Here is an 18,656-nt window from a genome sequence, read left to right as displayed (position 1 = left end):
CTTTACTACACCAAAATCAATATTTTATTTTAAGTGTTTTCTTAGGAGTTCCTTAGGTATACTATTATGTGATATGTGTAGGTTTAGGTTAGGATTTTCATGACCATAGCGTGTGCTTCTTCTCAATTTTTACCTAGGAATCATCAAACAGAGCTTTTATCAGCTTCGCGTTCAGTGGTAATGATTGCTTCAGCTTTGATCTTTTTTCTATTTGCTATGGGACTTTGTGGCCTAAGCTTCGTATCTCAAGTTACTCTTCCCTTTTCTGGAGCATATTTCATTATTGGTTCTCTATTAATTTTTATTGCTTTGGGGATCTTGATTGTCAATACAGTCTATGATTTGTTCCATTATAGTCATCCTACTCCCCTCAATGTGGCTTATCCATAAAAAAAATTCTTGCTAACTCATTTGTGATTAGGAAGCTTTTCTTTTTTTAGAAAAAGTCTGCTCAAGTTCATTCACTTTGTGTCGATGTTACGAATACCTACTAAAACGAGGCAGATATTCGTAATGAAAACTATCGTTCGTCTTTGCTTTCTTTTTCTTTCTTTACTTCCGAATCTTTCTTTTTCCTTGGAGTATTTACGTGAGGAAGATATTCAAACCACTGTGGATAAGCTTATAGAGCACCATGTGGATACACAGGAATTGAACGAGAATATCTTATCTCGTTCAATTATGTGTTATATCCAATCTTTTGATCCCTTTAAATCTTATCTTACGAAAAAAGAAGTCTTCGCATTTACTCAATCTCCAGAAATTAAGAAACAGTTATTAAAAAGTTACAAGGCAAATGATTTTCATGTGTATCGCAATATAAACCATGTCGTTCAGGAAAGTATCCTTCGTGCACGTCAGTGGAGAAAGGAGTGGTGTTCAAATCCCGAACAACTAGTCCTTGAAGCTTCTTCTTATGAAATCCCTAAGAAAAACTCTCAATGGGCGACCTCACTTTCTGAATTAAAAGAACGTCAACGCCACAATCTTCTTTCTCATATTGCACTCTATTTATCTGGGGCTCCTAAACAACGCTATCAAAATAAAGAAGCTTCTCTTGTGGCTTTGTGCATACGCCAGCAAGAAAACATTGAAAATGCCTATCTTGGCTTTGATGATTTTGGAACTCCGATGTCCCCAGATGAAGAAGCGCATCATTTCCATGTTCGTGTTATCAAATCTATCGCCCATAGCTTAGATGCCCATACGGCCTACTTTAGTAAAGAAGAAGCTTTAGCAATGCGGATTCAGCTTGAGAAAGGGATGTGTGGGATCGGTGTGGTTCTTAAAGAGGACATTGATGGTGTGGTTGTAAAAGAGATCTTACCCGGAGGCCCTGCAGAAAAGAATGGGCAGATGCATGTAGGAGATATTATCTATCGTGTAGATGGAAAGAGCATTGAAAATCTTTCTTTCCGCAAAGTTTTGGACTACCTTCGTGGGAAGGAGGGCTCTTCGGTGATTTTAGATATGCATACCCTCTCTGGAGACACTACCGTATCTTTGAAGAGAGAAAAAATTCTTTTAGAAGATCGCCGTGTAGATGTTTCTTATGAGCCCTTTGGCAATGGAGTAATTGGGAAAATTACTCTCCATTCCTTTTATGAGGGAGAGCATCAGATCTCTAGCGAACAAGATTTACGACGGGCCATTCAAAATCTTCAAGATAAAAATCTTCTAGGTCTAGTTCTTGATATTCGAGAAAACACAGGAGGATTTTTATCTCAAGCTATTAAAGTTTCTGGCTTATTCATGACAAACGGTGTTGTTGTTGTTTCTCGTTATGCAGATGGGAGTATAAAGCGATACCGTACTGTCTCACCGAAAAAGTTCTATGATGGTCCTCTTACCATTTTAGTTTCTAAGAGTTCTGCCTCTGCAGCAGAGATTGTTGCTCAGACCTTGCAAGATTATGGTGTTGCCGTGATTGTTGGAGATGAGCAAACTTATGGCAAGGGAACTATCCAACACCAAACGATTACAGGAGACCCTTCTCAGGAAGATTTTTTTAAAGTCACTGTGGGGAAATACTATTCTCCTTCAGGGAAATCCACACAGCTTCAAGGAGTTAAATCCGACATTCTTGTTTCTTCACGCTATGCTGAAGAACCCTTAGGAGAAAAGTTTTTAGACTATGCTCTTCCTTCGGATACATGTGAAAATGTTTTGAAGGATACTTTAGACGATATAGATAGCCATACGCGTCCTTGGTTTCAAAAATATTATCTTCCTAACTTACAAAAGCAAGAAACTGTCTGGAAAGAAATGCTTCCCCAACTTGTACAAAATAGCAAACAGAGATTGGAAATGAACAAAAACTATCAAGCGTTTCTCTCTCAATTAAAGTCTCTTAGGGAAGAGTGTGACTCCTATGGAACGAATGACCTACAAATGGAAGAATCTGTAAATATTTTAAAAGATATGATTCTTCTTCGTTCTCAACAACTTCTTTTGTCCTCTAAATAAGGAGGCTTATTACCTCCTTATCTTCCTATAAAGATCGTTAATTCATAACAATGTTTGCTACTTGTTCCAAAGCTCCTGATGCAGACACACCCCCACTACCTCCACTTCCTGGACGTCTGATATCTCGATTTGAATCTACAAAGATTTGATTAGATCCATCTAATAGCCCATTGTCAAACTGATCTTCTAAAACCCCTGCCCAATCTCTAAAAACTTTCCACTTCTCTAAAGAGCACGACTCTCCCAAACAGAAGGAGGTAATTAATAATTTAATCAAACCAACTACAGCAGGAATGATAAAGAGAAACGCGGTATTACCAATATGGCTGTGAAGAGTCAACAATAGAACCAATCCTCCTGCGACAAGGATGACTCCCAAAACCATAATTGTAATTTGCACAGCTCGGGACTTTACAAACGCAGAGTTTCTTACTGGATCTACGATCTTTTCCCGCACCCAATTAAGCATCACATTTACCATAGATACTTTTACAACATCTGGGATCCTGTCTACTTTTACTGAGATACTGTCCACTGTATTAGGAGCTGCTGGGTTTAATCCAGTCGCTGGATTAACGTCATTTCTTGGGGCGTCAATACTGGATGCCATACTTTCTTCTCCTCAAAAAAAAATTTGAAAATAAAAGTTTACACAAGTAAACATTTTATTAAAAAATTTAAATGACATACTGCTGTACATTCTCTTAGTTTTCCTGTGCAAAGAAAAAAACCGCCTAGAAGAAATCTCTTCTAGGCGGCTCTTTTTTAATACAAATGGTGTAACGAGTAGAAAACTCGTTTAATCACATTTTAATACACGTGGGTGTTTTCTACGTCTGATACTGGAGAAGTGAGTGTATCAGAAGAAAGAACGGCTTCTCCTCGAGCATCTCCAGGAGCAACGCCTTTCAACGTTACAGAAAACTCTACAGATTCTTTTGAACCTAATTTGGGTAAGGCATCAAAAATTACTGTATTTCCAGAAATCGTTCCTTTGGTTGGGCCAGAGGAAGATATAGGTTGAAGTTCTTTAGAAAATTTCAGGATTAAAGAAACATTCGTATCTTCTGCAGAACCACGGTTTGTTATACAAATGCGGTATACTGTATTTTCTCCAACACAGATAGGGTCATTTGTATCGATTACACACATGTGAGTAGCAGCTAAGCCTTTCCAATATGTTGTTGCATCTGCACAAGAAGTACAAGCTCCACAATCAGATTGGGAGTTTACAACAACCTGGCTGGTGATCTGTCCAGGGACTTGAGCTTTTACCAATACTTTAAACTGTAGAGTTTCTCCTGGGCAGAGTTCTTTGATACACCATACGGCTTTGTTACAAGAGATTTCTGCACCTGCAGCTTCTAGGATCAATGCAGATCCAGGAAGGTTATCTTCAACAACAACATTACGGAGAACAAGATCCCCAGGGTTAGATACTGTGATTGTGTATTCTACAGGTTTGCATACATAAGCCCAATCAACTCCAGATATTGTGACATTGACACAAGGCTCATTAATTACTGTCATGACGTTTGCAGAACACTTATGGCCTCCACAATAGCTCACTGTAGCGACATTAGTCACTTGTCCTCTTTTTTGAGGGCAAAATTCCACACAAAGGACTTTACTTTCACCGGGGTGCATATCACCGAGGTTGAAGGAAAGAACCCTTTGTCCAGAAGCGTGAGAGAATCCGTCTGGAACAGGGTTATCTACAACAACGTTACGAGCAATTGCGGAGCCTGTATTGCTTACTTCGATTTTGTAACGTACGGGGCAACTTAGGCATGCGCAATCTGGGCCTTCTTGCTTAATACAAATTGCAGGTTGGCCGCATTTTGTGTAGGAGCGGATTTCTGGACATGCACATACTGTCGCTGCGGTAAAACAGCAGCCCTCTTTTATTGGCTTTACCCAAACAGTAATTTTGCATCTTTCGCCTTGTCCTAAACGATCGATTTTCCACATCAATTTCCCATCTGCGGTTAGTGTAGTTTCAGGATCGCTGCTAACAAATTCCGCTTCACAAGGAAGTTGTTGTGTGATGACAACATTTACGCAGTCTTTTTTTCCAATCGCTAAAATTTCAATAGGATATGGAGATCCGACTGTTGCATATTCAGGAACAGATTGACTTAGTTCTACATTGCAATCGTCATTCACTTTTATGGAATACATCTTACCGAAGCAAGATTCTTGTCGGCTCTCTACTTGTTGGCAATTCTTCTCTTCACAAGGGAAGAACTCTTTATCACAACATGAAGGGTTAGATCTGCTGTTGTGTTTTGTAGCTTTTGAATGTTTTTTGTTACGATTATGCTTGGCTTCTTTTTTATGATCTGCTGCAGGCTTAGATTCTGCATTTGCAATAATTTTAGTCATCAGAGACTCTGCTACAGCGGCCTCTATTCCCCCGCTGGCAAAGGAACTCGTCATACTAGTTAGCGCAAGAACCGTAACTACTCGTCTGATGAGTTTGGTCATAGGGATCTCCTATCTATCACATAGTTAGTTTTTCTTCTGCCATCGGGTAAAGAATCTAAAGCTTGCAAGGATCCCTACCCTTAACATTCAGTTTTACTAGTACAAGGTAGTTAGAAAGTATGTCTATTTCCTAACTACCCTATTAATTTAAGTAAACAGATAAGGTCTCCCCTTACTGTCTGCAGCTACCGTTAACAGATGAACAGCCTTTAGCCTGTGGGCCTTGTTGTTGTCCTTGATCTCCCCCACAAGGTTTTGAGCATGAAGGTTTGTAAGATCCACAGGAATTGCTTACATTTTTGCAAGGAACACAGGAGGAAGGAAGAGAACATGGATCTTCAAAACAACAGTCTATAATACGACAGCAGCTACTTAAGCTGAAAATGCCAAAAATTGCAGCAAGTAAAACAGCTTTTTTCATAAAAATTTAACTCCTTTCTAATTAGAAGAATTATGAACTCTTATTAACTATTAAAAACCCCCAAAGCTTTTAATAATTAAAAAAACACGTTCATATAAGCTATATTACAAATGAAAATAAAAAATTTATCAAATCATTTTTGTAAAATCATATTTTTGAATAATCCACTTTTAAAGTGCATTCAGTGAAAAAACAACGTGCTGAAAACATCTATGTTGAGAGGTTTTGAGTCTCAACGTCTTTATAATGAAAAAATTGCATATAGAAATTCTAAACTAAAAGAAAACAACCCTATAAAGCTCAGGTTGTTATGTATAAGCGCTAGTTATAAATGAGGAATTAAATCGTTGAATGATAACAAAATAATTTTCTAACATTGAAGAAACTAAGACAGGGGAAAAATGCGAGGATTTTCTTTTCTTATCCTGACTCTCCTACTTTCTGTATTTTCCGTAGGGTGTTCGTATATGCCACCTGAACGTAGCTACGTCTTAGCCAAAAGAGCGCATCCTTTGGTTCCTAAAGCTACGCGCTGGGAGTTCTCCCTTGCCAAAGCAATTTTACAAGCTTCTCACTCACGACTTACTTGTTTTAAATAAGGTTACAGCTCAAGTTTACAATTGAAAAAGTCCTCAGCGTTCAGTGCCTTATCAATAAGCGCCTGAGTCTTTTTCGGTACGCCTCCAAGTACCTGCTGCGCATGAAAAAGTCTAGCTCTTGCGCGGGATTTTCCTAGAATCTCCAAGGAGTCAAACAGAGGCAAGCCCTGTTTCTCTCCTGTAATAGCCACGTATAGCAAAGGAATCACAGCCTTCTTATGAGGGACTTGGAATGCTTCTGCGAGCCATTTGGAGCCAAGATAAAACTGATCTTTTACCCAGAGATCAGCTTTTTCGAGATATTTGATGTAGCTATAGAGCAGGATTGCTGCTTTCTCTGCAGAAATTGTAGGGGGGACGAGCTTCTCGATGGTATATTCTGGGGTTGTAGAGAAGAAGAATGCTGAAAGTTCAACGAAGTTTGCGAGCGTGGTGATTCGTGACATGCATAGGGGAAGAATTTTTAAGAGAAAGTCATCATTCACCAACCATTTCTTTAGCTCTATGAGCAATGCCTCTGGGGAATCCTTATGGTTAAGGTAATATTTGTTCATCCAATCCAGCTTGCGTATGTCAAACACTGCTCCTGATGTCCCAATACGCTTGGGATCAAAGTTCTGGATAATATGCTCTAAGGAATAGATTTCCTCATCCCCTTCCATGCTATAACCCATTAACGTTAGAAAGTTTATGAAGGCTTCCTTTACATATCCCGAATCACGGTAGTAAAAAATAGATGTTGGATTTTTTCTTTTAGAGAGCTTCGAACCATCTGGGTTAAGTAGTAGAGGCATGTGGAGAAACACTGGGGGCTGCCAACCAAAAGCTTCATAAAGCAGAAGATGCTTAGGGGTAGAACTTAACCATTCCTCTCCTCTGAGGACATGAGTAATTCCCATAAGGTGATCGTCAACAACGTTTGCAAAGTGATACGTAGGGAAACCATCAGATTTTACCAAAACCTGGTCATCTACATCTGCCCAGGGGAAAGCGACTCTTCCTTTGCTATAATCTTCAAATACGCACTCCCCAGTAAGGGGCACTTTCAGACGGATTGTATAGGGCTGTCCGGCACGCTCTCTTGCATTAACCTCCTCAGGAGAGAGGTAACGATACCTACGGTCATAGCCCCCTCGGTATCCTAAGGTGCTCGCAACTGCACGCATTTCCTCAAGTTCCTTTGGAGTTGCAAAGCACTTATATGCATAATCCGTCTTTAGCAACAGCTGTGCATACTCTTTATAGATTTCTGTGCGCTCGGATTGCCGATAAGGGCCGTATGGTCCCCCAACATCAGGGCCTTCATCCCACTGGATCCCACACCATTGTAATGCAGAAAAGATATTTTTTTCGTAGTCTTCACGACTTCGGGTTCTATCAGTATCCTCGATCCTAAGGACCATTTTTCCTTTGAATCGCTCTGCGAAAATTTTATTAAATAGCGCCATGTAGGCTGTGCCCACATGAGGGTCTCCTGTAGGAGAGGGAGCGACCCTAACACGAACATTTTCCCAATTCATTCTTTCCTATCCTTAGATGAGGGAGCCTTCATACCTGGAAATAATCTATTTCTTCAAGAGAAATCCTCTTAAGTGCTGCTCATCTAAATTTTCAAAAATAAAAAAACCCCGAAGTAAAAATCTACTGGGGTTTATTAAAAAAGTTAATAGATAGATAGAAATGAGACAGGGGAACTATAGCGCTCGAAAGAAAGAGAAATCGCGGAATTAAAAATATCTTAATATATCGAAAGAAGTTAAGAAGAGGATTCAGAAAGAGTTACAATTTTCGTTGCAGCTGTAGAATTTTCTTGTGCTTCAGATTCAAAACTTGCCTCTGTTTGCTGATCTGCTTGCCGAGCTTTTTTAGCTAATTGCTTATTCAAATACTCTGTTTTGTACCTTTCGATCTCTGAAAGCTGTATTACCCAGGCAGCACCCTTACGCTCCCCTCGCATCGTTCCTGTGCGTGTGGCATAATAAATCTTTTGTACAGGCACTCCTAAAATCTCAGCAACTTGATTTACAGAGAAACACCCTTTCTCATTATCAAATACGAGTTCGCCCTGATATAAGGATTTCTTCCTAGAATAACGATTTTGTTTGTATTCCTCTAAATCCCGAAGGTTAATCTCCCAACGCGTACCCTTGGACGCTTTTAATTTTTTTTGCTTAATTGCAACATAAATTGCTTGCCTGGTGACATTATGCAATTTTGCCGCCTGAGTAATGGATACCCAATTAGAATCTTGTGCTTTAGAATCTTCTTCAGGCTCTAAACACTGCTCATGACCACATCTCACAATAACAATCCCCCCTTCGCAACATGTTTTTCAAATTAAAGTAAGTGGCTAATTTTCTTGCTTTTAGAAAGCATTTTAAAGAAACATTTTCCTAAGAAAAGCTTTATTAATCAAGACTTATGTTAATAAAAAGTTTTTTCAATATAAAATCTTAATAAAATAAACTGCCCCAAAACTTAATTATCAAGATTTCTTAACAAAATAAGAGTTTACTTTGAATTTTTACACGCTATAACAAGCTAGAACACTCTGCAGCATCCTGGCAAGACAGCAACTTAGATACCAAGCACTATATGGAGCTATCCGAAGTGATCTCTGATAGCTTCGGCAATAAGGTCTTCAGCCTCAACACATAAAGGCTCAACGTGGTTAAGATATACCTGCTCTATGGAAATCTTCTTTCCACGAGCTTGAGCCCTTTTATCCTCAGGGAAAAATGCCGCAGCAAAACATGTATCTTTAGAAAAAAGACCATCCCCGATTAGCTGACGATTTTCATCCACACTACAAGTAAACAATTCGGGGCACCGCAATGCATGACTATGCTTTTCAGAATCTATATTCCATCCCAGGCACTTGGTTAATTGTGCCCCTACGGGTCCTAGCCACTGCTTTGCTACAGCAGCTAAAGATCTTGCTCCGCGATCTTTTATCACAAACCAAGAAACTCCGTCCCTATTATCTGTGATTTCCTGACTTAACGCTTCTGCCTGTACGCTCGCTCCTAGAGAATACCCATAGGCGATGATTTCCTTGGCTTTAGGCCCAGAATCTTCATCTCTTAAATAACGCAGACATCCCTGATATGCATGCACTAGGTTGCTTACAGAAACGGGCCCCTTACTATAACACACACCAGGATAATTAAAGAACAGCAAGTTAGCGTGAGCTTTCTTTGCTATACTCACAATCCCACGAAGATCATGTTGAATTACATATCCCTCTATAGACTCTGCGTTCCCTAAAGAAACCAGCATCCAGCGATTTCCTCGAGCTCCAGGGAAAGTAAGCTTCAAAGTATCAATGCGCAAGTGGTCATATTGCAGCACCACTCTATCTGCTGATGTCACATCTTTTTTCTCTAACCACCTATAAATTCTTGCTACATACATACTTTGCAGCATGCTATTCACTCGACAAAGAGGGCGAAATAAAAACCCTCCAGCAGAGGGAATCACGATATTTTGACACACTCTTTCCAAAAGCCAATAGATCCCTAAGGGAATGAAGAAAATCAAAGCAAGAAAAAGCTTAGCTATACGCATAAGCACATCCAAAACTGCATGCTTACGAGGAGACGCGCTCCTCTGTTCCCAACTTTTACGACTGCTTTCTGAAGAAAACATGTAAACAGTAGGTTTTGGATGTAGGTCAAAAAATGGTTGTACTGCTCTAACTGAAGCCATAGAAAACAAGAAAGGTTCCCTCCCCAATATTATACAGGGAATCCTAAAAAATATCAGGAAGAACCTTAGTGATCTCTATCAAATTGTGATCTTTTCTAGTGTCAAATCCCTATTGTCATAAAAATACTAGACAAAAATCTAGCGCCTCCCTCTCAATTTTCAAACGTAGAGGACTTAAGGAAGCTCTTAGCGGCTACTGCGATTGCATCAATAAGCTCATCATAGAGATTCTCTGCATGGCCAAGAAGAGGCATCCCTATCGGTACTTTGGGCTTTGGAGTATTAATCAGTGTGCCTTCTTTTACAAAGGCCGAAGCAAAGCTTAAATTGGGTTCAAATTTTCCATCAGAAGCAACGACTTGGCTTCCGATTTGTGAAGAATATATAAAGATTTCAGGACAACACACGGTTTCGCTAATTTTTGCGGGATCCATGTCCCACCCAAACCCTTGAGTTAGCCACACGCCAAATTTTCCGAATAAAGATTTTCCGACCTCCCTCATTGAAGTAAAAGTCCTATCTTTAATCAGTATCCATTGCACTCCATTAGATCCATCTAGAACTTCATCTTTTAAGGCTTCTGCCTGTACCGCTCCTCCTAAAGATATCCCATATCCAAGGATTTCCTTTGCCCCAAGTCCCTGTTGGGGATCTTTAAGGTAGCGCACACATGCTTGATAAGACTTGACTAATCCTTCTTTGCTTACTGGCCCTCGACTACTTACAACACCTGGATAGTTAAAAAATAGCAGGTTTGCCTCAAGCTTTTCTGCAAGGTCTACTAGGGGGTTTCTACAACCTAACAGCTTAAATCGGTTCTCCATACCAAAGAAGTTCCCGTCTGATACAAGAATCCACCGTGTGGGCTTAGCATTGTTCAAGTGTAATTCTATAGAGTCTACAAGTACATGGTCATACTGTATAGGAGTACGCTCTATCTTTTTAATGCGAATATCCCTAGCAATATTATGAAAAGGATGAACAAGATCTTTTCTACCTATGTAACCGAAGATTCTTAAGAGCCTCCCTAAACACCCTCCCATAAAAGCTGCAGGAAGGACAAGAGCCTGACAAAACCCATTTAAAAACATTACCAACCCCAAGGGGAAGAAAACCACTGCTAAAAGCAGCTTAATGAGGGAAATTACCAGAGTACAAATCAACACCACGGTGGGATGCTGAAGTTTAAACGTCTCCCATCTCCGTACTCTTTCTGAAGAATAGTAACACACTTTAGGCTCTGGGGAAGGCTTAGACAAATATGCTATCTGCTCTTGAGACAATACTGCGTGAGGGACCAAAGTGATCATAATCTCTACCTAATTGCAATTAGGCAGAAAGCATACGCAAACTAGACAAAAAAAATCTAAAAAACCTAGAACTAAGACTTTTCTTTAATAACGCGAAAATCTCGTATAAGCAAATGAATCACTCCCGAGGAAGAAGAGATCCTTGGGGTATAAACGATCTCTAATGGAAGATGCCATTGAAATTTTAGCTCTAATATACGTTCTCCCATACCGAAAGCAATGGCTTCAAGATTTCTTTCTCCCTGGCCAACAAAAAGTTTCAGATGGTTTCCTGGGAGCAGTTTAGGATAGCGCACCTGATGAACTGTAGTGTAAAATACAGGAACAGGGTTTCCCTTACCAAAAGGCTCGAAGAGTTCTAATGAGGCGAGAAGGTCGTAGTCGATTTCATTAAACTCTGCATGAGCATCCAAGGGGAAGGTAATGGTAGTATCATCTTTTTTCAGAGAAGAGTTCACTAAGTGGATAAACTTCTTCCTGAAATCTTCGATGTGATTTTCTTTTAAAATAATCCCTGCAGCAAAGTCGTGCCCTCCGTAGGAAAGAAATAGGGAAGAACACTTTTTCAAAATCCCAAACAAAGAAAAGGCCCCTACGGTCCTTGCTGATCCCTTTCCTATCCCATCTTGAATAGAAATAATCACCACAGGCCTATTATAGGCCTTTGCTAGCCTTGCCGCAATTATAGGAATTACCCTAGCATGCCACTCTGAAGATGCCAATACAATAGCTGCATGTTTTAAAATCTTGGGGTCGTCCTCAAGGATCTTCTGAACACTTTGAAAGACTTCTGCTTCTATTCTCTGCCGTTCACGGTTAACCACATCAATTTTTTTAATCAAATCATCTGCACGTTTAGGATCTCGTGTTAACAGCAGTTCTACTCCCTCTGCAGGATCTGCGAGCCGAGCTAAGCTATTAAGTTTCGGGGCAATCTTCAATACAATATCTGTAGAAGTCACCTTGCTTTTCTCTACTCCTGATAATGCACACAGCTTGTTTAATCCTAACCGTCTTCCTCGAGAGATCTCTTTAATTCCATACCGAACCATCATACGATTCTCTCCTAAGAGCTCTCCCATGTCCGTTAGCGTCCCAAATGTCACTAAATCTAAAAAACGTTTTAGGTCGATTTGCTCCTTTTTTAAATCCCCCTTAGAAACCAGTGCATTATATACTCCTTGCGCTAGCTTAAACGCTACGCCAACACCTGTAAGTCCACGATTTGGATACGTGTTGCCTTTCAGTTGAGGATTTAACGTCGCTACACAATGTGGAATTTTCCCTGTGGGCATATGGTGATCTGTAACGATAACATCGATTCCTTGTTTGGTAATATCACTAATTTCTTTTCCAGCAGTAATTCCACAATCGACAGTGATGAGCAAAGAGGCATTTTCCTCCTTTAACTTTGTAATCAATGTTAAAATCTCCCCAAGCTGCTTCAGCATCCCCCCAAGGAAGAAATAACTTACCTTAATACCTATCATCTGGAAAAACTCTACGAGTAGAGCGACTCCCGTCATCCCATCTACGTCACTGTCTCCATAAATCACAACATGCTCTTGCTTTTCCCTTGCTAAAAGAAGCCGGTCTACAGCTTTGGGCATATCGCAAAATAACTTAGGATCATAAAGACTCGATAAATGGCTATATAGGAAACTATGGATTTCCTCGAGGGAATGAAACCCTCGAGAAACAAAAATCTGTGCTACAATAGGGTTCAAGTGAAATTCTTTTATCACCTTTGAGCGGAAAGCATGATCCTGCTTAGGATATACCCACTTTGGAGAACCTTGAGGCACATGTACATTTTTCATCATTAAGGTATCAGCCCCAATAAGGCCTTTTTTTTAAGATTTTCTCTTAATAAAATCGACAAGCAATCGTAATTTTCTTTATTGCTTAAGCTTCTCTTTCCGAACCATGAATAACAAAAGAGGAGGGGCAATGTATAACGACGATAGAGTTCCTAGCAGGATCCCGATTGTCATAATGAAAGCAAAGTTAAAGACGGCGCCCCCACCAACGAACAACAATATCAGCAACACTGATAGTGTTGTCGCTGTCGTCATTACTGTACGGCTCAAAGTCTTTTGCAATGCATCATTTATTAATTCCGGCATAGGGGTAAATAATCTTTCTTGACGATCCTCACGAATCCGATCGAAGATAATCAACGTGTTGTTTAATGAATAACCCAATACAGTCATTAAAGCTCCAACAGCCTGCAAGTCTATTTGGATCTTCTGTAGGAAAAAGTGAGTAGCAACAAGCACCGCACATGTTGCGATTAAATCGTGCATCAAAGCACACACAGCACTAAATGCATAGCGCCATTCAAAACGGAAACTTACATAAAGCAAGATGATCCCCATAGCTCCTAAAAGCCCCAGGAGAGCTTGCTGCCTCATTTTATTAGAAAATTGCCCACTCACTTTTGTCCAAAAGTTTTGTATCTCCTTCAGGCTCTCTGAAGAAACATCTACTCCTGTCTCTGACAATAACCCCACTGCAACAGCCAATTCTGGATCTGAAATTTCTTCTCTTGCAAAAGAAGGATTGGCTCGAGACAGAGCTTTACGGCTAAAATACACTTTGAGCTTCTCTGAAGACGAAAGGACCTTAATACGATAATCTCTAGAGGACAACCCTGCCAGCTGTAGCTTATTTGCTACCTGCTTCTGGATTTTAGAAAGATCCGCATCATGATTTTCTGCCTGTACTGTAAATGCATAGCCTCCCTTAAAGTCCATACCTAATACAGAGTTCCATGCACCAAACCCTAAAGCTACGCCTCCTAGAACTATAACACTTCCAGAAACCAACCAAAGCTTCTTGCACTCTTTTAAGAAATCATGTCTGATCCCGATGAACTTGTTCATCATGTGCAACTGGGTTTCTTGCGTTTTACGTATCCACATGACGAAGAAAAATTTCGTCATAAACAATGCCGTAAACATCGAGGAAAAAATTCCTAAGATCAATGTTAATGCAAACCCTTTAATCGGCCCTGTGTCTAATAGCAAAAGCAATACAGAAGCCAACACTGTAGTCAAATTGGAATCAAAAATTGCCCCAAAGGCTTTTTTATATCCCGTCTCTATGGAAAGAGCCAAACTCCGCGATAAAAGAAATTCTTCTCGAATCCGTTCAAAAACAAGAACGTTCGCATCCACAGCCATTCCCATAGCAAGGATTATCCCGGCTAGGCCAGAAAGCGTCAAAGGAGCATCCAAATATTGCAGCGCAGCCCAAATCAATAACATATTCAGGATAACAGCTCCCGAAGCAATCACCCCTCCAAATTTGTAATACACGCTCATCAATATGATCAGCACTGCTAGCGCTAAACAAGCGGAAAAAGCCCCTTGCACTCCCTGTTGTTTCCCAAGTTCTGAAGAGATGGTCTCCTCACTAAGAACCTCGGGGACAAAAGATATGACTCCAGATTTCAAATCTGCAGCGAGCCTACTTACTTCTCGATGAGTGAAATTTCCAGAAACACTAGCATGTTCTCTTAAAGGTGCATTTAATACGGGACTGCTAATCACTTGCCCATCAAGAACCACAGCCATACGCCAACCGCGATTTCCTGAATATTGGCTCCGTGGACTTCCCGAAACACCATCCTGACAAAATGCTGATGTCCATGCATAAAAGCTCTCTGTAGGAGAACTATTTGAGCTTTGCGAAACTCCCCTATCCTTCACTGAGAAACTCAAAATATACCCCTCTCCTGGGGAAAACTCAGGACGGATATCCTTTAAGGAGGCTCCATCTAATGCGTAATTCCTAAATACAATCATTAAAGGATTCACTTTGCTCTCTACATCCCTTTGAATGGCAATCATAGAAAGCTGGGTATCCAATTCAGAAGAACTCGGAGCACTCTCTTCTAAGGAAAAAGCTAGTCCCTCTTGCTTGAGCTTCCCGATAGCCTCACGAACACTAGGAGGCAAAGTCTCTTGAGACCCATAAAAAACCTGACTCGCCAAGGCATTTATAAATTCCGACGAGAGCTGTCCCTGAGATTGTGCTGAAAACCACAGGTAATCTAAAAATCTCTGCACTTCATAGCGGAACGTATTATAGGGAGAGAATTTCTCGTTCACTACATGGAAACTCATCTTTGATGTCCCTAAAATCTCTGCAGGAGACACCTTCGCAGAACCAGGAACACTTAGGTATATGTAGTCGCCTTCTCGACGGATTTCCACTTCAGAAACCCCTAGTTTATTTAAGCGCGAGTAAAGCTCATCAGAAACCTTTAAGATGTTCTCCTTATCAGAAAGTCGCTTGCCTTGATGATCTTTGAAGGAAAGCATGAGCTGTTTTCCCCCGATAAAATCCACGCCTAAACGCAGGGCATTCTCCCCCCTAGCATACTTTCTGAAGTTCAATTTTAAGTTCTCGACCAGGGCACTTTGGTGAGGAATTGGAGCCCGCAAACGCTCTTGAGGATTCATAGAGCAGCTTGCCTGACGATAGAGCTCATGCCATTGAACTAACTCATTTTGGCGGTTCTTCTCTATAACATTAAGCCTCTCTAGGCGATCTTTTATCGTACTAACTTCTAAACAGGCATTACCTTCTTGAGAAAAAACAAAGTCTTCTCCCCACACATCCACATGGAATTTTAAAGGATGACGGATTTCTAAAACTTGATCTTCTCCTATAGCCCAAGAGGAAGATTCCATATGAGAAAAGCATTGATAGAGCTTTTGTAAATCATATTCAAAAGCTTGGCGTTCCTCCCCAAAGCTTTCTTGGTATTTCGCCAAAACTGTACGCAATCCTTTAAATACCACATAAATCGCACCTCGATAGAAATGCTGGCAATCTTCCTTGGGGGAAAAGATAAAACACCCTAAAGCGTCCTCTTGCGTCGGAGGGCGGCTGTAAATTGGGAAGCACTCTGGAGAAAAATCACAGGAGATTGGGGAAGGGCGATTTTTCACTAGCGTAGTTAAATGAGCAACAAGATTTTGCGTCACTTTCTCTTGCATTAAGACAATTTTCCCACAAGCTTCCTTGTCTATAAACTCACAAGAAAACCCTTCTGGGCACTCTTCCAATTTTCGATTGAGCTTCTGGGAAATCCGTTGTTTCTCTGTAGCTAGCCAGCCATCTAAATCCAAGCGCAATTCAGGAGAAAGCGTCGCTCTTTTCTCTAGAAGTTCAGGATGTAGGGAAAAGCGCACACTTTTTGTCTTGGGAAGAAAGGTAACTGAAGAGAAAAATAGGGATGAGCGATCACAATGAAGTACATTCTCTTCGACACACAATCTCTCAGAAACTCGGCTCTTCTGATGCACTTTGCGCAACTTTCTATGCAGGGAAGTCAATTCCTCTAGCTTTTCGGAAGAGAGCTTGGAATTCTCACTCAAAGACAGCTTCTCTAGCCTATGAAGAAAAGCTAGGACATCCTTATCTGAAAGAAACATCATCCTTACAAAGGAAGAAAAATTCTTCTCGGGGAAAATCTGGAATCCAGAGGAAAGGCGCCCTACATAATGCAGTACCTGTTCATTAGAAACTGTTTCCCATGGAGAAGGGTAATCACAGGAACACTCCAAGGGAAGCTCTTCAAAAACTTCGCGAACTTCTGAAAGCACAGCTTGTGAGACGGCTTGGTTATCATGCGCATAGGAAACAAAATAAAAATCCTTTTCCTCAACAGGAGCCACCTGTGCCCCAGAAACTTGCACTACAGCAGTATCTACACGGGAGTCATGCCCAAGCACATAAAGCTTTGCGGATTTTATCGGAACGCTGGGCTCTCCATGCGCTAAATTCGCAATAAAAACTTGCGCATCTTCTATATTACGAAAATGCACATCAAACACACCCTGAGTTTTTGCGTGGGGTTCAATTTTTGCTTTGATATTTAAAGAAGAAAGAACCGCAGAAATTCGCGTTCTTACCTCCCGGCACGCTTTTGAGGACTGTTTTACAAACTGTTTAATGATATGCGTTGCTTCCTTATGATCTATAGGTTTTTGCAATGGACGCATATAATAAAAACATGTTGGCAATACATAGTATAAAGCCAAAGAAAAGACGCAAATAATTATACTAAAATTTCGCCTAACATTAGATTTCACGACAGGCTCTTCTTCCTTAAATTATTAAAACCAAAATACCAATTAAAAAAAAAATCGTCAAACGAAGAGGGGGACGGATTGTAGAGACACAATTATCGCCTTCCTTCCCATCCCCGTTTTTAGCTACATTACGACACAACAACGGCTTTCTTCTGACAGCTCTGTAAAATTGATTCCTGCATAGTTTAACTTCTGCTGGAAAGAACGTAAAGGCGCAACACTCCTAGGATCTGTAAGTACCAAGGTAATCGGCCAACACTCTCCCTCCATAACTAAAGTTTCTGAAGCTAGGGATTCCGCAGCTTGCATAAAAGCAATTTTTGACAAGTTGAGAGTATAGGTTTCCTCTTTTGAAGAAAGACTTTGTGGGACTCCGAGAATTGGAGTTAGTATGCATAACCCTACATGATTTACAACACGCGAGGTCTTTGCTGTTTCAACAGCTTTAAGAAAACCTTGTAAGTAGCACTTCGAATAGGACCTAATTTTATCCTCATCGGAAATATCGTCATCGGAGATCCCTGGAATATTTACACAAATAACCCACTGCGGGAAAGGCTTCCCTAGAGATTCTGGACATAATACTTCTAAGGGAGCTAGTAGCGCATCCTTTTTACTTATACTATGCCTTAATTGGTTATGAAATTCCCCAGGCAAGTGAAAAGCCTTTTGAGAAAGCGTATTTTTCCCCTGACTTTGCGTATAGATCGCTTTATAGTCCATCTCTTGCAGTAAAAAAATCCCGTGATTCTCCCCTTTTCTTTGTCGAAAGATTGCTTGAAGAGCAGCCTTAGACCCCTCACAGACATATAAGGGTTTTTCAGGATGGCAAAAATATCCTGGGGCGACTTTTTTCCAAGGCCGTAATAAAGAAAGAAAAGAACCCCAAGAAATCTGGGCTGCAGATTTTCTACTGGATATCGGCAGGGAAACCTCAACTCTTCCCTTAAGATATTGATGATATGCAAGAATAAAAAAACACAGCCCAACAAGAGACAATGCTAATGATGGGATAAACGTTTGACATGCGCCAGCAGCAAAGACTGCACACCCTATTAAGCTTAACCCTATACATGTAAAAATGGCTGTGACCATTTTTTTTGCAGTCTGTTTAACTTTGGGTAAATAGAGAACTTTATGATTCCCTCGAGAAATTTTCAGCCAAGGAAACGAAGGTCTAACAACAAATCCACCGCCAATACGAGAAAACTTCATAATTTAATTCTCACTAAAACTTTATTTAACAGGCACATAAAAACTCGAATTAAATATAACAAAACATCCAATAAAAAACCGCGTTATTTCAAAGTGAGAAAAAAGATTTTCAAAAAGCCTTCACAACAGATATATTAGAACAATATGTCTAAAAACTTTTTATTAAAAAAGACTTAAAAAGTTATGAATGTCAACTTGTCAAGATATTCTAGTTTCTTCTACTATGTCTTTTAGGCTCCAGCCAACAAGCAAAGTTCTATGGGTATATCTCTAAAATAATTTCTCAATTATTACATTAATTCGTTTGAGAAAAACTCAGGAATCTCATCTAGAGAATTGTGGC

At 40.2% G+C, this 18,656-nt stretch carries 13 protein-coding genes; 3 read left to right on the top strand and 10 right to left on the bottom strand.

Features of this window, described 5'->3' with window-relative positions; translation table 11 throughout:
* The first annotated feature begins 99 nt into the window (after positions 1-99).
* Positions 100-390: a hypothetical protein gene (locus G5S_RS02310; RefSeq protein WP_013712568.1), complete on the top strand. Its 291-nt coding sequence runs from the start codon at positions 100-102 to the stop codon at positions 388-390.
* Positions 391-513: 123 nt separating this feature from the next.
* On the top strand, positions 514-2,466 hold the full coding sequence (tsp, locus tag G5S_RS02305) for a tail-specific protease Tsp (protein WP_024010315.1): 1,953 nt from the start codon (positions 514-516) through the stop codon (positions 2,464-2,466).
* A 37-nt stretch (positions 2,467-2,503) separates the two neighbouring features.
* Here tsp and G5S_RS02300 read toward each other — a convergent pair whose 3' ends face one another.
* From G5S_RS02300 to G5S_RS02290, 3 genes are all read right to left on the bottom strand, one after another.
* Positions 2,504-3,076 (bottom strand): cysteine-rich outer membrane protein, encoded by a 573-nt coding sequence (locus G5S_RS02300; RefSeq protein ID WP_013712566.1) that lies wholly within the window; start codon positions 3,074-3,076, stop codon positions 2,504-2,506.
* Between the two features lie 200 nt (positions 3,077-3,276).
* Entirely contained in the window at positions 3,277-4,953 is a 1,677-nt protein-coding gene (gene omcB, locus G5S_RS02295; RefSeq protein ID WP_013712565.1) for an outer membrane complex protein OmcB, read from the bottom strand.
* A 172-nt stretch (positions 4,954-5,125) separates the two neighbouring features.
* The gene (locus G5S_RS02290; RefSeq protein ID WP_013712564.1) at positions 5,126-5,374 is read right to left on the bottom strand and encodes a small cysteine-rich outer membrane protein; all 249 of its coding nucleotides are present in this window, start codon (positions 5,372-5,374) and stop codon (positions 5,126-5,128) included.
* A gap of 401 nt (positions 5,375-5,775) precedes the next feature.
* On the opposite strand from G5S_RS02290, the gene G5S_RS02285 reads away from it, so the two are divergent.
* A complete protein-coding gene (locus G5S_RS02285; RefSeq protein WP_013712563.1) occupies positions 5,776-5,973 on the top strand; it encodes a hypothetical protein in 198 nt (65 codons plus the stop codon).
* A gap of 2 nt (positions 5,974-5,975) precedes the next feature.
* Here G5S_RS02285 and gltX read toward each other — a convergent pair whose 3' ends face one another.
* The 7 genes from gltX to G5S_RS02250 all read right to left on the bottom strand — a co-directional run bounded on the left by gltX (position 5,976) and on the right by G5S_RS02250 (position 18,313).
* Positions 5,976-7,493, bottom strand: a complete 1,518-nt coding sequence (gene gltX / locus G5S_RS02280) for a glutamate--tRNA ligase (protein ID WP_013712562.1) — start codon at positions 7,491-7,493, stop codon at positions 5,976-5,978.
* Positions 7,494-7,729: 236 nt separating this feature from the next.
* A complete protein-coding gene (locus tag G5S_RS02275; protein WP_013712561.1) occupies positions 7,730-8,275 on the bottom strand; it encodes a helix-turn-helix domain-containing protein in 546 nt (181 codons plus the stop codon).
* Positions 8,276-8,574: 299 nt separating this feature from the next.
* Positions 8,575-9,681: a CPn0927/CPn0928 family alpha/beta hydrolase fold protein gene (locus tag G5S_RS02270; RefSeq protein ID WP_013712560.1), complete on the bottom strand. Its 1,107-nt coding sequence runs from the start codon at positions 9,679-9,681 to the stop codon at positions 8,575-8,577.
* Positions 9,682-9,833: 152 nt separating this feature from the next.
* On the bottom strand, positions 9,834-10,991 hold the full coding sequence (locus G5S_RS02265) for a CPn0927/CPn0928 family alpha/beta hydrolase fold protein (protein ID WP_013712559.1): 1,158 nt from the start codon (positions 10,989-10,991) through the stop codon (positions 9,834-9,836).
* Between the two features lie 71 nt (positions 10,992-11,062).
* On the bottom strand, positions 11,063-12,811 hold the full coding sequence (gene recJ, locus G5S_RS02260) for a single-stranded-DNA-specific exonuclease RecJ (protein WP_013712558.1): 1,749 nt from the start codon (positions 12,809-12,811) through the stop codon (positions 11,063-11,065).
* A 78-nt stretch (positions 12,812-12,889) separates the two neighbouring features.
* Positions 12,890-17,098, bottom strand: a complete 4,209-nt coding sequence (locus G5S_RS02255) for a protein translocase subunit SecDF (RefSeq protein ID WP_013712557.1) — start codon at positions 17,096-17,098, stop codon at positions 12,890-12,892.
* Positions 17,099-17,221: 123 nt separating this feature from the next.
* Complete coding sequence (locus tag G5S_RS02250) at positions 17,222-18,313, bottom strand: hypothetical protein (RefSeq protein WP_013712556.1); 1,092 nt, start codon at positions 18,311-18,313, stop codon at positions 17,222-17,224.
* Positions 18,314-18,656 lie beyond the last annotated feature (343 nt).

Origin of the sequence: Chlamydia pecorum E58, assembly GCF_000204135.1 — a bacterium.
GTDB classification, from domain to species: Bacteria; Chlamydiota; Chlamydiia; order Chlamydiales; family Chlamydiaceae; genus Chlamydia; species Chlamydia pecorum.
Note: the sequence above shows the minus strand (reverse complement) of the source record. Positions and strands in the feature narration are given on the sequence as shown.